10 protein-coding genes are annotated in these 13,868 nt (G+C 65.7%); 6 read left to right on the top strand and 4 right to left on the bottom strand.

Features of this window, described 5'->3' with window-relative positions; genetic code table 11:
- Positions 1 to 13: 13 nt before the first annotated feature.
- The 6 genes from Q9316_RS11975 to Q9316_RS12000 all read left to right on the top strand — a co-directional run bounded on the left by Q9316_RS11975 (position 14) and on the right by Q9316_RS12000 (position 6,468).
- Positions 14 to 1,441 carry a gamma-aminobutyraldehyde dehydrogenase gene (locus Q9316_RS11975; protein WP_306031842.1) on the top strand — a complete coding sequence of 476 codons (1,428 nt, stop codon included), beginning with the start codon at positions 14 to 16 and terminating at the stop codon, positions 1,439 to 1,441.
- A 103-nt stretch (positions 1,442 to 1,544) separates the two neighbouring features.
- Positions 1,545 to 1,718, top strand: coding sequence for a DUF1328 domain-containing protein (locus Q9316_RS11980; RefSeq protein WP_306031844.1), 174 nt, complete (start codon positions 1,545 to 1,547; stop codon positions 1,716 to 1,718).
- Positions 1,719 to 1,858: 140 nt separating this feature from the next.
- Positions 1,859 to 4,027: a TonB-dependent siderophore receptor gene (locus tag Q9316_RS11985; protein WP_371877908.1), complete on the top strand. Its 2,169-nt coding sequence runs from the start codon at positions 1,859 to 1,861 to the stop codon at positions 4,025 to 4,027.
- A 97-nt stretch (positions 4,028 to 4,124) separates the two neighbouring features.
- Positions 4,125 to 4,790: a siderophore-iron reductase FhuF gene (gene fhuF / locus Q9316_RS11990; protein WP_306035287.1), complete on the top strand. Its 666-nt coding sequence runs from the start codon at positions 4,125 to 4,127 to the stop codon at positions 4,788 to 4,790.
- Positions 4,787 to 5,893 carry an ABC transporter substrate-binding protein gene (locus tag Q9316_RS11995; RefSeq protein ID WP_306031845.1) on the top strand — a complete coding sequence of 369 codons (1,107 nt, stop codon included), beginning with the start codon at positions 4,787 to 4,789 and terminating at the stop codon, positions 5,891 to 5,893. The genes fhuF and Q9316_RS11995 overlap by 4 nt, the downstream gene beginning before the upstream one ends.
- 59 nt (positions 5,894 to 5,952) lie before the next feature.
- Positions 5,953 to 6,468, top strand: coding sequence for a hypothetical protein (locus Q9316_RS12000; protein ID WP_306031846.1), 516 nt, complete (start codon positions 5,953 to 5,955; stop codon positions 6,466 to 6,468).
- Positions 6,469 to 6,471: 3 nt separating this feature from the next.
- Here the strand turns inward: Q9316_RS12000 and Q9316_RS12005 are convergent, their stop codons facing one another.
- Genes Q9316_RS12005 through Q9316_RS12020 form a run of 4 tightly spaced genes read right to left on the bottom strand, consistent with a single transcriptional unit; the run spans position 6,472 to position 13,739 of the window.
- Complete coding sequence (locus tag Q9316_RS12005; protein ID WP_306031847.1) at positions 6,472 to 8,010, bottom strand: trimethylamine methyltransferase family protein; 1,539 nt, start codon at positions 8,008 to 8,010, stop codon at positions 6,472 to 6,474.
- On the bottom strand, positions 8,003 to 8,848 hold the full coding sequence (locus Q9316_RS12010) for an isocitrate lyase/PEP mutase family protein (protein ID WP_306031848.1): 846 nt from the start codon (positions 8,846 to 8,848) through the stop codon (positions 8,003 to 8,005). The genes Q9316_RS12005 and Q9316_RS12010 overlap by 8 nt, the downstream gene beginning before the upstream one ends.
- Positions 8,845 to 11,292: a GcvT family protein gene (locus Q9316_RS12015; protein ID WP_306031849.1), complete on the bottom strand. Its 2,448-nt coding sequence runs from the start codon at positions 11,290 to 11,292 to the stop codon at positions 8,845 to 8,847. Before Q9316_RS12015 ends, Q9316_RS12010 begins: the two co-directional genes overlap by 4 nt.
- Complete coding sequence (locus tag Q9316_RS12020; protein WP_306031850.1) at positions 11,289 to 13,739, bottom strand: GcvT family protein; 2,451 nt, start codon at positions 13,737 to 13,739, stop codon at positions 11,289 to 11,291. The genes Q9316_RS12015 and Q9316_RS12020 overlap by 4 nt, the downstream gene beginning before the upstream one ends.
- Positions 13,740 to 13,868 lie beyond the last annotated feature (129 nt).

Consider the following 13,868-nt stretch of genomic DNA (forward strand, 5'->3'; position numbering starts at 1 on the left):
AAGGGAGAACGCCATGGACACCCAGATGCTGATCGGCTCGCGCTTCGAGGCCGGCACCGAGGCCGAGGAACACATCCTGAACCCGAAGACCGGCGGCAAGATCGTCGACCTGCCGGAAGCGTCCCACGCACAGATCGACGCCGCCGTCGATGCCGCCGAAAAGGCCTTCGTCTCCTGGGCGACGACCACGCCCGCCGAGCGCTCCGGCTACCTCCTGAAGATCGCCGACGCCATCGAGAAGGACGCCGACGCCTTCGCCGCGCTGGAATCGCTGAACTGCGGCAAGCCGATCAATGCCGCCCGCAACGACGAGCTGCCCGCCATCGTCGACTGCTGGCGCTTCTTCGCCGGCGCCATCCGCTCGCTGCACGCCCCCGTCGCTGCCGAATACCTTCCCGGCTTCACCTCCATGGTGCGCCGCGACCCGGTCGGCATCGTCGGCTCGATCGCGCCGTGGAACTATCCGCTGATGATGATGGCCTGGAAGCTGGCCCCCGCCATTGCCGGCGGCAACACCGTGGTCTTCAAGCCCTCCGAGCAGACGCCGCTGACGGCGCTGAAGATGGCGAAGCTCCTCGCCGACATCCTGCCGGAAGGCGTCGTCAACATCGTGCTCGGGCGCGGCGAGACGGTCGGCAACACGCTCATCAACCACCCGAAGATCAACATGGTCTCGATCACCGGCGACGTGGCGACGGGCAAGAAGGTGCTGGCGGCAGCCGCCAAGACCGTCAAGCGCACGCATCTGGAACTCGGCGGCAAGGCGCCGGTCGTCGTCTTCGACGATGCCGACATCGACGCCGTCGTGTCGGGCATCCGCGCCTTCGGCTACTACAATGCCGGCCAGGACTGCACCGCCGCCTGCCGCATCTACGCACAGGACGGCATCTACGAGAAGCTGGTCGCCGACCTCTCGGCCGCCGTCTCGACCATCAAGTACAACGACCCGGACGACACGCAGAACGAGATCGGCCCGCTGATCTCCAAGCGCCAGCGCGACCGCGTGGCGAGCTTCGTCGAGCGCGCCGCCGAGGTGAAGCATATCGAGATCACCACCGGCGGCCGGGCCGGCAGCGACGACGGCTACTTCTTCCAGCCGACCGTGGTGGCCGGCGCCACACAGGACGATGAGATCGTGCGCCGCGAGGTCTTCGGCCCCGTCGTCTCCGTCACCCGCTTTTCCGAGGCGGACCAGGCGATCACCTGGGCGAACGACAGCGACTATGGCCTCGCCTCCTCCGTCTGGACGAAGGACATCGGCAAGGCGATGACGGCAGCCGCCCGCCTGCAATACGGCTGCACCTGGATCAACACGCATTTCATGCTGACCACCGAGATGCCGCATGGCGGCGTCAAGCAGTCGGGCTACGGCAAGGACATGTCGATTTATGCGCTGGAGGACTACACCGCCGTCCGGCACGTCATGATCAATCACGGGTGATCCTCCCCGCCGCAAAAGCGGCCACCTTGCCGGGGCGCACCAGCGTCCCGGAACTTTTTTGCCTTCCGCGCGTCTTTCCCCGGACTGTATCGGAGGCTTCACCATGCTGAAATGGGCACTGATTTTTCTCGTCATATCGCTGATCGCCGGCTTCCTCGGCTTCTCCGGCGTCTCGGCCGCCACGGCCACCATCGCTAAGGTGCTCTTCGCGATCGCGCTCGCCATCTTCCTGATTTTCCTGGTGCTTGCATTGATGGCCGGCAGCCTCGCCTTCTGAGTGCAGCGCGTCCACATTTCCTGTTGCACCCCTGCAACAGGGGGAAAAACATGACCGGAAGAGTCATATAATTTGTTGCGGCCCATATAATCCTGATGAAAACAGTCATCTTATAGACTGGTCATCAGAAAGCGATCCGCATGCAAAATCCTCTCCGCCCGATGCTTCGCCTTGCGCTTGCCGGCACCTCCCTCCTCACGCTGGCCACGATGGCGGCCGCGCAGGATCAGGCGGGCGCCGCGGCCGGCGGCACCACCGTCCTTGAGGACATCGTCGTCGATGGCGGCAGCGGCGGGGTGATCAACGCGGACGGCTATGTCGGCAAGAGCAGCGCGACGGGCGCGAAGATCGACACGCCGTTCATCGAGACGCCGCAGTCGATTTCCTCCGTCACCAAGCAGCAGCTCGAAGACCGCAACCCGCAGACCCTGCTCGACACGATCGCCTATACGCCCGGCACCCGCGTCGGCGGGTACGGCTTCGATCCGCGCTTCGACAGTTTCACGGTCCGCGGCTTCGACGTGACCTACACCGGCGTCTTCCGCGACAACCTGCGCCAGCCGGGCGCCGGCTCCTCGCTGTTCAAGACCGAACCCTACGGCCTCGAGGGCGTCTCCATCCTGCGCGGCCCGTCCTCGGCGCTCTACGGCGCTTCCGGTGCGGGCGGCCTCTACAACCTCATCAGCAAGCGCCCGACCGAGGAGGCGCTACGCGAGGTGCAGGTGCAGTACGGCAGCCATAATCGCTACCAGGGCCAGTTCGATTTCTCCGGCCCGGTCAATGACGACGACCCGTTCTACTATCGCCTGACCGGCCTTGCCCGCAGCGCCGATACGGAACAGGTCGGCGTTCCGGACGACCGTCTCTACCTCGCCCCGGCCTTCACCTGGAAGCCGGACGAGGACACGCGCCTGACCATCCTCGGCGAATATTCCCGCACCAAGACGGGTGGCACCGCCGCATATTATTTCGACGGCGTTACCGTCAGCGACTTCTTCGCCGGCAACCCGGCCTATAACGACTCCGTCCAGAGCCAGGGCCGCATCGGCTACGAATTCGAGCGCCGCCTGAACGAGACCTTCACCTTCCGCCAGAACGCCCGCGCCTCCTGGCTGAACACCGATACCGACTGGACCTTCGCCTACGCGCCGAACGCCGTCGATCCGCTGCTGCTCGACAACAGCGCCGGCACGTTCGAGGAATGGCTGAACACCTATACGATCGACAAACAGCTCGAAGCGAAATTCGATACCGGCGCCCTGGAACACACGCTCCTCGCCGGCATCGACTTCACCAAGCTCCGCTGGAAGTCGCTCGACGGCCGCGGCACGACGCCGCCGCTCGACAGCCGCAACCCGACGCTGGGCCGCCCGGTCGATCCGATCGCCTTCCAGACGAAGACGGTGCAGGACCAGTTCATCACCGGTCTCTACCTGCAGGACCAGGTCCGCTACGACGCGCTGACCTTCACGCTCGGCGGGCGCTACGACTGGGTCTCGACCGACACCGACAACACCGACCTTGCCAGCGGCGCCGTTAGTGCGATCTCCCAGGACGACCGCGCCTTCTCCTGGCGCGCCGGCCTGACTTACGAGACGGAATGGGGCGTCACGCCCTATGCCAGCTACTCGACCGCCTTCTCGCCGAATGCGGGCATCAACCTGGAAACCGGCAATCCCTTCAAGCCGACGGAAAGCGAGCAGCAGGAAATCGGCGTGAAGTACCTGCTGCCGGACAGCAACACGCTGCTGACCGCCGCGCTCTTCAACATCGACCAGTCGAACGGCCTCTATTACGAGGTCGTCAACCTGCCCTCCGGCCCGGCGAACATCCAGGTGCAGCGCGGCAAGCTGCGCTCGCGCGGCCTCGAGCTCGAAGCCTCCACGAGCCTCGACAACGGCCTCTCGCTGATCGCGTCCTATACCTATACGCAGGCGAAGATCATCGAGGGGCCGGCCGCCACCCTCGGCCATGACGTCTCCTCCGTGCCGCGCCACATGGCCTCGCTCTGGGCGCACTACACGATGCCGGAAGACGGCGCGCTCGCCGGCCTCGGCTTCGGCGCGGGCGTGCGCTTCACCGGCGCGAGCTACGGCAGCGACGAAAACACCACGAGGAACAATTCCCGCGCCCTGATCGACGCATCGATCGACTACGATTTCGGCGCGATCAACAAGGACTTCGAGGGCCTCAAGCTGCAAGTCAATGCCACGAACCTCTTCAACCGCCGCGATCCCGTATGCTCGGCCGGCTTCTGCTACCGTGACCAGGGCCGTACGGTCATCGGCAGCTTGAAATATTCGTGGTAACCCCTTGAATACCCTTTCCTCCCAGGACGGCGAGACCGCCTTCAGGCCCAGCCTGAGGGCGGTCTTTACCGGTGAGCATGCCTGGTGCGGCGAGAAGATGATGCTCTCGTCGGACCTCGAAGGCGCCATGCCGCTCGGCGAGTTCCTGGCGGGCGACGGGTTCGGCGAAACGCTCGACCGCTATGCGGCCAGCCATGGCAATGCGGACCGCCGGGCCGCCGCCTCGTTCTGGTCGCTCTATTATTTCTCGGCCCTGACCATTCCCTATGTCGTCGCGCGCCGGGCGGAGATGACCCTTCCCGTCGCGTTCGACGAGATGACCATCGCCATAGGCGAGGACGGCCTGCCCCGCGCCTTCGGCCTGCCGCACGAGGGCGACTGGAGCGGCGGCGACAGCCTCGTCGATTTCGTGACGCCGCTGGTGGACTGCCACCTTTCGCGCGCCGTCGGCCTGCTCAAGGAGAAGTCCGGCATCGCCCCGAAGCTCGCCTGGAACAATGCGGCGGTCTATATCGATTATGCCTTCAACACGACCGACCGCTCCCCTGCCGAGGGCGACGACGACCACTGGCCGTCCCGTCCGCTCTTCGACTGCCCGCTTCTCGCCAATGGCAGCCGCAATCCCTTCCACGGCTGCCTGCGCCACGAATTGGCGGAAGGCACCACCCACTGTCGCCGCAAGGTCTGCTGCCTGCGCTACATGCTGCCGGGCATTCCCGGCTGCGGCGAACTCTGCGCCCTGCCGGAACTGAGAAAACAATGACCCGTCTCCTCGCCTTCTTCACCGCCGCCTTCCTGCTGGCGGCAAGCCTTGCCGCCCGCGCCGAGGTCCAGTACCCGCTGACCGTGACTGATGCCCTCGGCCGCGAGGTGACCATCCCCGCCGAACCGAAGGCGATCCTGCTCGGCAGCGGCTTCAACCTCGTGGCGATCTCGCTCATCCATCCCGATCCGGTGAGCATCCTCGCCGGCTGGGCAAGCGACATGAAGGGCGACAACCCGGAAATCTTCGCCCGCTTCAAGGAGAAGTTCCCGAAGATCGAGGACGTGGCGATCATCGGCGACGGCATCACCGTCTCCTTCGAGGCGGCGCTGTCGCTGAAGGCAGACCTTGCCATTCTCGCCAACTGGCAGGCGGAAACGGAACTCGGCAAGCAGGCGATCGGCTATCTGGAGCAGACCGGCGTTCCGGTCGTGGTGGTCGATTTCAACAGCGACGCCCTCAACAACACCGCAGGCAACATGCGCCTGCTCGGCAAGGTGCTGAACCGCGAGGAGCAGGCGAACGCCTTCGCCGACTTCTACGAGGCACGCGTCAAGCGCATCCGCGATCTCGTGGCAGAGCATCCCGAACCCGGCCCGACCGTGCTGATGGACGCCTTCCCGAACCCGGAAAAGTGCTGCTATGCCTATGGCACCGGCGGGCTCGGCGCCTTCATCGCCATCACCGGCAGCCGCAACATCGCCGAAAGCCTGCCGCCGCAGGGCGGCCTCGTCAATTCGGAGTTCATCGTCGCGGCAAACCCGGACGTCTATATCGCGACCGCCTCGCCGGGCGGCACCTACAGCACCTTCTCCGTCGGCCCCGGCGTCGATCCCGAGGAGGCGCGGGCGACCTTGAAGCGCGCGGTCTCCGCACCGATCCTCGCCGATATCAAGGCGGTGAAGGAGGAGCGCGTGCACGGTCTCTGGAACTTCTTCAACGCGGTGCCGCTCAACATCCTCGCCGCCGAGGCCTTCGCGCACTGGCTGCGCCCGGACATCTTCGCCGACATCGACCCGGACGCGACGCTGAAGGAAATCAACGAGCGCTTCGCCGCGGTGCCCTTCGACGGGGCCTACTGGATCAGCCTCAAGGCAAATTGAACCGGGCAACCCTTCCGGCTGCCGGCTGCGCAGGCTATATCATGCCCAGGAGGACATGAATGATCTGGGCATTTGCAGTCGTGGCGGCGGCCATTCTCTATCTCGCACTACGCTTCCGGCGGTTCCAAAGCTGGGTTGAACCCGTCCTTACCATCGTGGTCGCGATCGGCCTCACCGCGGCGCTCCTCATCTGGTTCGTCGAGGAACGCGCGCCCTCGGGCGATGTAGCGGCGCCCGATGCCACGCCTCCGGCGCTCAGCGCCGACAATCTCGTGCTTTCCGGCATGCAGGCGAGCCTCGGACAGACGAAGACGAGCTACCGCATCACCGGCCAACTCGCCAACAAGGGCGACGTGCCCCTGCAATCCTTCCGCCTCGACGTCGTGCTCTCCGACTGCCCGAACGGCACCTGCCGGGAGGTCGGCCGCGACAGCGCGCTGATCGTGCTGCGCGTGTTGCCCGGCCAAAGCCAGCCCTTCACCACCTTCGCCGTCTTCCCCGGCAGCGACCTCAACCCCGTCACCACCCCGCAATGGGATTTCGGCGTGCGCGACGTGCGGGCCGCCGGGCGGTGAGCCTCAGAAATAGATCTTGAACTTCTCGCGCACCGCCTGGTCCGTCGCGAAATCGAAGAGCGGGCCGCCGGCTTCGGCAAGGATGCGGTTCTTGCGCTCGATGGCTTTCTGCACCAGGTCCGGCCGGCCGATCTCTGCCCATTCCTTCGGGCTCGTGCGGTCGGCGACGGCAGGGTAGACGTATTCCGTCTGCATCAGGGAGAGCGTCTGCGGGTCGCCGAGATAGTGGCCGGGGCCGTCGAGGCAGACGGAGCGCATGGTCTCCAGCGAAACCGAATCCTCCGTCACGTCGATACCGCGCACGCAGCGTTGCACCTGGCCGAGCAGGTCGTCGCCGAGCACGAGGCTTTCCAGGCAGAAGCCGAGTAGCGAGGCATGCATGCCGACCGCCTCGTAGACCATGTTGAGGCCGGAAAGGCCGGCCATGACGTTGGAGATCGCCTGTTCCCAGCCGGCCTGCATGTCCGGCAGCTTGGAATCCGCGATGCCGGCGGCGGCGCCGCCCGGCAGGCCATAGAACTGGTGCATCTGCGCGCAGCCGGCCGTCAGCAGCGCCTGCTCGCCCGAGCCGCCGGACATGGCGCCGGTGCGAAGATCCGAGACAAAGGGCCAGGTGCCGAAGATCGCCGGGTGGCCGGGCGCCATGGCGTTGACATAGACGACGCCTGCAAGGCACTCGGCGACGGCCTGGACGATGGCGGTGGCGAGCGGCGCGGGGGCCGTCGCGCCGGCCTGCCCTGCCGACAGCAGCAGGATGGGCATGCCGGCGCGGATGCAGGCCTCCATGGTGATGCAGCTCTCCTCCGCGAATTTCATCGGCGGCACGACGAAGCAGTTGGAATTCGACACGAAGGGCCGCGCCCGCCACTTGTCCTCGCCGCCCGCCATCATGTGGATGAGGTCGAAGCAGCCGGCGACATGGGAGGGATCGGAGAAACTGGTGCCGACATGTTTCGACGTGCCGGCGCAGCAGCCGTAGAGCGTGTTGATGTCCATCAGGAAATTGTCGGGTACATCGCGGCAGACCATCGCCCGCTGGAAGAAATGCACGTTGTCGAGATGATGGACGAGCTGCGCGGCGTTGAAGAGGTCCTTCGCCGTCGATTCGCGGTATTCGCGTTTCTCCACGTCAACGATATGCACCGCCGCGCCCGCCGTGCCGTAATAGACGCGGGTGCCCGACAGTTCGAGATCGTATTTCGGATCGCGGCCATGGAGCGTGATGTCGCGCGCGGCAAGCGCCAGCATGTCCTCCACCAGCGCGCGCGGGAAACGCAGCCGCCCGTCGTCACCGAGGATCGCACCGGCGCCGGTCATGATCTCGATGCCGGACTTCGGCGCATTGGCGAGGCCGATATTTTCCAGCGCGTCCAGCGCCGCCTCGTGGATGCGGCGAACGCCCGCCTCGCTCAAGGGCTTGTACTGGCCGCCGGGCAGGCCGGGGCGCACGGGCCGGACGTTTTCCGCCAGCGGCGCGGCGCGCATGGCGACGCGGGCGGCACGGCCGCCGGACCGCCGGGACAAGACTGCCTGTTCACTCATGATCCGTCTCCCCCGCCCCGGCGGCAAGCATCTGGTTGATCCGGTCCCCCGACGCGGCGGCGGACAATCTGGCAAAACTGCCATCCTTCACGATGGCCTCCATCTGCTCGGCGATGGCCGCATGGGTGACGCGGGCGATCATCGAGCCGAGCGAGATGCGGCGCACGCCGATGGCGGCGAACTGCGGCACGGTGAGCTGGCGCAGCGGCCCGGCGGCGAGCGCATTGACGGGCTTTGCGACTGACTGCACGACGCGTCGCAGCTCCGCCTCGCCCGGCGGCACCGGCACATAGACGAGGTCCGCGCCGGCCTTCTCGAAGGCCTGGATGCGCCGGATGGCCTCGTCGAGGTCGTAGACACCGTTCATCACGCCGTCGGCGCGGGCACAGAGGATGAAAGGGCGACCGAGCGAGCGGGCAGCGTCGGCGGCCGCGCGGATACGCTCGACGGCGAGGTCGAAACCATAGGCCGGGTTGCCGTCGACCATCTGCGTGTCTTCGATCGAGCAGCCGGACAGACCCACTTCAGCGGCAAGCCGGATCGTCTCGGCGACATCGTCGGGCGCATCGGCAAAACCGTTCTCGAAATCGCCGGAAACGGGAAGCGCGGTCGCGCGTACGATATCCTCGGCGTGCTTCAAAGACTCATCCCGTGTCACCCGGCCCATATCCGGCCGGCCGAGCGTGAAGGCGAAGCCGGCGGAGGTGGTGGCGAGCGCCACGGCGCCGGAGGCCGCCATCATGCGGGCGGAACCCATGTCCCAAGGGTTCGGGATGACGAAGCAGCCCGACTGGTGCAAAGCGTGAAAACGTCGGTGGCGTTCGGCAAGCGTGGTCATGCCCGTACCCTCTCGGCCTTCGGATCGTACAGCGGCGCAAGCGAGGCTTCCGCCTTCACCCGCACGCCGGCAATCTCGATCTCGTAATTCGAGGCCAGCACATCCGCCTCGCTCTCGCCCTGGCAGGGTACATAGCCCATGCCGATCGCGCCGCCGAGATAGTGACCGAAATTGCCGGAGGTGATGGTCGAGACGATCCTGCCGTCGCGCACCAGCGCCTCGTTGTGGAAGAGCAGCGGCTCGGGATCGGAAAGCCTGAACTGCACCATGCGGCGCTTCAGGCCCTCCTCCTGCCTGCGCAGGACGGCATCGCGGCCGATGAAATCGCCCTTCTTGGTGCGCACGGCAAAGCCGAGGCCGGCTTCCAGCACATGGTCCTCGTCGGTAATGTCATGGCCGAAATGGCGGAAGGCCTTTTCGATGCGGCAACTGTCCAGCGTGTGCAGGCCGCAGAGCTTCAGGCCGACATCCGCCCCGGCTTCCTCCAGCGCCTCGAAGACATGGGCGGTCTGGTCGGTGGAGACGTAGAGCTCCCAGCCGAGCTCGCCGACATAGGTAACGCGGTGGGCGCGGGCGAGGCCCATGCCGATCTCGATCTCCCGCGCCGTCGCGAACGGGTGGTGCGCGTTGGAGAAGTCATTGGGGCTGACCTTCTGCATGAGGTCGCGCGCCTTCGGTCCCATGACGCAGAGCACGCTTTCGGCTGCCGTGACATCGGTGATGACGACGAACTCGTCCGTGAGATGCTTGCGCAGCCAGGCGAGGTCGCGCTGCAGCGTCGCGCCGGGCACGACGAGGAAGAAGGCGTTTTCCGAAAGGCGCGTCACCGTCAGGTCGCTCTCGATGCCGCCGCGGACGTTGAGCATCTGGGTATAGACGATCCTGCCGGGCCCGACGTCCATCTGGTTGGCGCAGAGCCTTTGCAGGAAGGCGAGCGCATCGCGGCCCTCCACGCGGATCTTGCCGAAGGAGGTCATGTCGAAAAGGCCGACGCCGTTTCGGACGGCAAGGTGCTCTTCCTTCTGGTTCTCGAACCAGTTCTGGCGCTTCCACGAATAGCGGTATTCCCGCTCCTGTCCTTCCTTGGAAAACCAGTTGGCGCGCTCCCAGCCCGCCACTTCACCGAACACCGCGCCGCGCGCCTTCAGGTGCTCGTGCAGCGGCGAGCGGCGCACGCCCCGCGCCGTCGCCATCTGGCGATAGGGGAAATGGTCGGCATAGAGCAGGCCGAGCGTTTCAGAGACGCGATCCTTCAGATAGGCGCGGTTCTTCTGGAACGGCTGGGCGCGGCGGATATCCACCTCCCAGAGGTCGAAGGGCGGCTCGCCGTCGTTCATCCATTGGGCGAGCGCCATGCCCGCACCGCCGGAGGAGACGATGCCGATGGAATTGTAGCCGGCGGCGACCCAGTAGCCCTTCAGTTCCGGCGCTTCGCCGAGATAGTAGCGGTCGTCGGGCGTAAAACTCTCCGGGCCATTGAAGAAGGTGTGGATGCCGGCCGTTTCCAGCATCGGCATGCGATTGATGGCGTTTTCGAGGATCGGCTGGAAGTGATCGAAATCCTCCGGCAGCTGGTCGAAGCAGAAATCTTCCGAAATGCCGTCCATGCCCCAGGGCTTGGCCTTCAGCTCGAAGGCGCCGATCAGCATCTTGCCGGCATCCTCCTTGTAATAGGTGCATTCGTCCGGCACGCGCAGCACCGGCAGGCGCTGAAGGTTCGGGATCGGCTCGGTGACGATGTAGAAATGCTCGCAGGCATGGAGCGGCAGCGTGACGCCCGACATGTCTGCGAGCGTGCGCCCCCACATGCCGGCGGCATTAACGACATTCTCCGTCTCTATGGTGAAGCTCTCGCCGTTCTGCTCGCAGGCAACGCCCGTCACGCGGCCGTCCTTCGTCAGCACCGACGTCACCTTGACGCCCTCAATGACCGTCGCGCCGTTCTGCCGCGCGCCCTTGGCGAGCGCCATGGCGATATTGGCCGGATCGCACTGGCCGTCGAGCGGCAGGTGCACGGCAGCCTTCACATCCGCCGTGTTGAGGTGCGGATAGAGCGCCTTCACCTCGTCGACGGTGATCTCGCGCACATCGATGTCGAAGGCGCGGGCGAGCGAGGCCTGACGGTAGATCTCCTCCTTGCGCTCCTCGGTCAGCGCCACGGTCATCGAGCCGCACTGGCGCATGCCGGTGCCGATGCCCGTCTCGGCCTCGAGCTTGACGTAGAGGTCGGCGGAATATTTGGCGAGGCGCGTCATGTTCTGCGAGGCGCGCAGCTGGCCGATGAGGCCGGCGGCGTGCCATGTGGTGCCGCAGGTCAGCTGCTTGCGCTCCAGCAGCACCACATCCGTCCAGCCGAGTTTTGCCAGATGATACGCGACCGAGCAACCGGACACGCCGCCGCCGATGATGACGGCTCTCGCCTTGGAGGGAATGGGCTTGGTCATGCGCGCAGTCTTTCATTGTTGGGGTCGAAGAGCGGGCCGTCCGGCTGGACGGTCGCCTTGAAGCGGTCGCCGTAGATTTCCACCTCGATCTCGGTGCCTGCCACCGCGAGGTCGGCGCGCAGCATGCCGAGCGCAATGGACTTGCCGGTGCGGTAGCCCCAGTTGCCGGAGGTCGTCTCGCCCACCACCTTGCCGCCATGCCAGAGCGTCGACATGTAGGGCGCGTCGCAATCGCCGGCCTCCACGGTCAGCAGCACGAAGCGCTTGGTCACGCCCTGCTGCTTCTCCCGCTCCAGCGCCGCCTTGCCCTTGAAATCGGGCTTCGCCCAGTCGACGAAGCGGTCGAGGCCACCTTGCAGGATGGTGTAGTCGGTCGAAAGATCGCCCTTCCAGGCGCGATACCCCTTCTCGATGCGCAGGCTGTCGAGCGCTTCCATGCCGAAGGGTTTCAGGCCATGTTTCTGCCCGGCTTCCCAGACGGCGTCGAAGATGACGGCCGTATCCTCCACCTTGCTGTGGATTTCCCAGCCGAGCTCGCCGGCGAAGGAGACGCGCACCAGCTGGCACCAGCGGCCGGCGATCTGGCAGGCCTGATGGGTGAGCCAGCCCTTCTGGAGATCGGCGTCGCTGACCTCGGCAAGGATGGCGCGGGAATTCGGGCCCGAGAGGATCTGGCAGGAGAAGTTCTCCGTCACGTCGTCCAGCGTGAAGGCGGCCCCCTCCGGCAAGTGCTTCTGCAGCCATTCGAAATCGTGCCACTGCGCCGTCGCGGCGGTGATGAGGAAGAAGAAGTCCTCCGCCAGCATCATGACCGACATTTCCGTAACGATGCGGCCCTTGTCGTCGGCAAAATAGGCAAGGCCGATGCGGCCCGGTTTCGGCACCTTGCCAGTGATGAGCGAGGAGAGCCACGCCGTCGCACCCTCCCCCTTGACGCGGAAGCGCGAGAAGCCGGGAAGGTCGAGGATGCCGGCGGCCTCGGTGACGGCGCGGCACTCTTCCTCGATGCGCGGCCGCCACGGCCCCTCGCGGTTCCAGGTCTGCGTCGCCTCTTCCGAAACGTCGTCGCCGGGCTGGGCGTACCAGTTGGCCCGCTCCCAGCCGTTGTAGGGCTTGAACTGCGCGCCGAGTCCCTTGATGCGGTCGTGGATCGGCGAAAGCTTTCGGTCCCGGCCCGCCGGCCAGGCGTGTTTCGGGAAATGCATGGCATATTCGTGGCCGTAGACTTCCATGCCCTTGGCGACGCAATAGTCCTTGTCGGCGGCAAAGGCGGTGTAGCGGCGCGGGTCGCAGGACCACATGTCCCATTCCGTCTCGCCCTCCGTCACCCATTCCGCCAGCACCTTGCCGGCCCCGCCCGCCTGGCAGATGCCGAAGGTGAAGACGCAGGCCTCGAAGGCATTCGGCACGCCGGGCATGGGGCCGAGCAGCGGGTTACCATCAGGCGCATAGGGGATTGGGCCGTTGATCATGCGCGACAGGCCCGCCGTGCCGAGGATCGGCACGCGCTCGACGGCATCGTTGAGATACCATTCGAGCCGGTCGAGATCGTCGGGGAAGAGCTGGAACGAAAAGTCGTCCGGCATCGGATCGTCGGGCGTCACCCAATGCGCCTTGCAATTGCGCTCGTAGGGGCCGAGATTCATGCCCGTCTTCTCCTGCCGGAGATAGTAGGAGCTGTCGACGTCGCGCAGCAGCGGCAGCTTGTGGCCGGCCTCCTTCGACCAGGCGGCAAGCTCGGGGATTTCCTCGAACAGCATGTATTGATGGCTCATCACCATCATCGGCACGTCGCGGCCGAACCACTTGCCGACCTCGCGGGCATAGTAGCCGGCAGCGTTGACGACCTTCTCGCAGCGGATCTCGCCCTGCGGCGTCGAGATCACCCATTCCTCGCCCTCGCGCCGCGCGCCGGTCGCCGGACAGAAGCGGAAGATCTTCGCGCCCATGTCGCGCGCGCCCTTCGCCAGTGCCTGCGTCAGCTGCGCGGGGTCGATGTCGCCGTCATAGGGGTCGTAGAGCGCGCCGGTGAGGTCATGCGTTTCGAGGAACGGGTATTTCGAGCGCATCTCGTCGGGCGTCAGGATGTCGAGGTCCATGCCCTGGTAGCGGCCCATGCCGACGACGCGCTTGAACTCCTGCAGCCGCTCCTTGGAGTGGCCGAGGCGGATCGAGCCCGTTACGTGGTAGTTCATGGGATAATCGACCAGAGCGCCCAACTCGCGGTAGAGCGAGGCGGAATAGCGCTGCATGTTCATGAGCGACCAGGAGGAGGAGAAGGTCGGCACGTTGCCGGCGGCGTGCCAGGTGGAGCCGGCCGTCAGCTCGTTCTTTTCGAGCAGCACGCAATCCGTCCATCCGGCCTTGGCCAGATGATAGAGCGCCGACGCCCCCACGGCGCCTCCGCCGATGATGACGACACGGGCATGGCTTGGCAGTGCGGACATTCTCGTTTCCCTTCTTTGCCCCGGATTTGTGGCAACCAAAGCGCCTTGCGGCAAGCGGGCGGAATTCGCTTTATTAATCGGAAATCTCGATTACATTGCCGTCAAACATTGGAAAAATACGGCGCGTTC

This window comes from Shinella zoogloeoides, assembly GCF_030733845.1.
In the GTDB taxonomy this organism is placed as follows: Bacteria; Pseudomonadota; Alphaproteobacteria; order Rhizobiales; family Rhizobiaceae; genus Shinella; species Shinella zoogloeoides_C.

What these genes read in the sequence shown, in the direction of transcription:
- Q9316_RS12000 (WP_306031846.1), top strand. Translation starts at nt 5,953, where the DNA reads ATGATCTGGGCATTTGCAGTCGTGGCGGCGGCCATTCTCTATCTCGCA.
- Q9316_RS12005 (WP_306031847.1), bottom strand. Translation starts at nt 8,010, where the DNA reads ATGAGTGAACAGGCAGTCTTGTCCCGGCGGTCCGGCGGCCGTGCCGCC.
- Q9316_RS11980 (WP_306031844.1), top strand. Translation starts at nt 1,545, where the DNA reads ATGCTGAAATGGGCACTGATTTTTCTCGTCATATCGCTGATCGCCGGC.
- Q9316_RS12010 (WP_306031848.1), bottom strand. Translation starts at nt 8,848, where the DNA reads ATGACCACGCTTGCCGAACGCCACCGACGTTTTCACGCTTTGCACCAG.
- Q9316_RS11985 (WP_371877908.1), top strand. Translation starts at nt 1,859, where the DNA reads ATGCAAAATCCTCTCCGCCCGATGCTTCGCCTTGCGCTTGCCGGCACC.
- Q9316_RS12015 (WP_306031849.1), bottom strand. Translation starts at nt 11,292, where the DNA reads ATGACCAAGCCCATTCCCTCCAAGGCGAGAGCCGTCATCATCGGCGGC.
- fhuF (WP_306035287.1), top strand. Translation starts at nt 4,125, where the DNA reads ATGATGCTCTCGTCGGACCTCGAAGGCGCCATGCCGCTCGGCGAGTTC.
- Q9316_RS11995 (WP_306031845.1), top strand. Translation starts at nt 4,787, where the DNA reads ATGACCCGTCTCCTCGCCTTCTTCACCGCCGCCTTCCTGCTGGCGGCA.
- Q9316_RS11975 (WP_306031842.1), top strand. Translation starts at nt 14, where the DNA reads ATGGACACCCAGATGCTGATCGGCTCGCGCTTCGAGGCCGGCACCGAG.
- Q9316_RS12020 (WP_306031850.1), bottom strand. Translation starts at nt 13,739, where the DNA reads ATGTCCGCACTGCCAAGCCATGCCCGTGTCGTCATCATCGGCGGAGGC.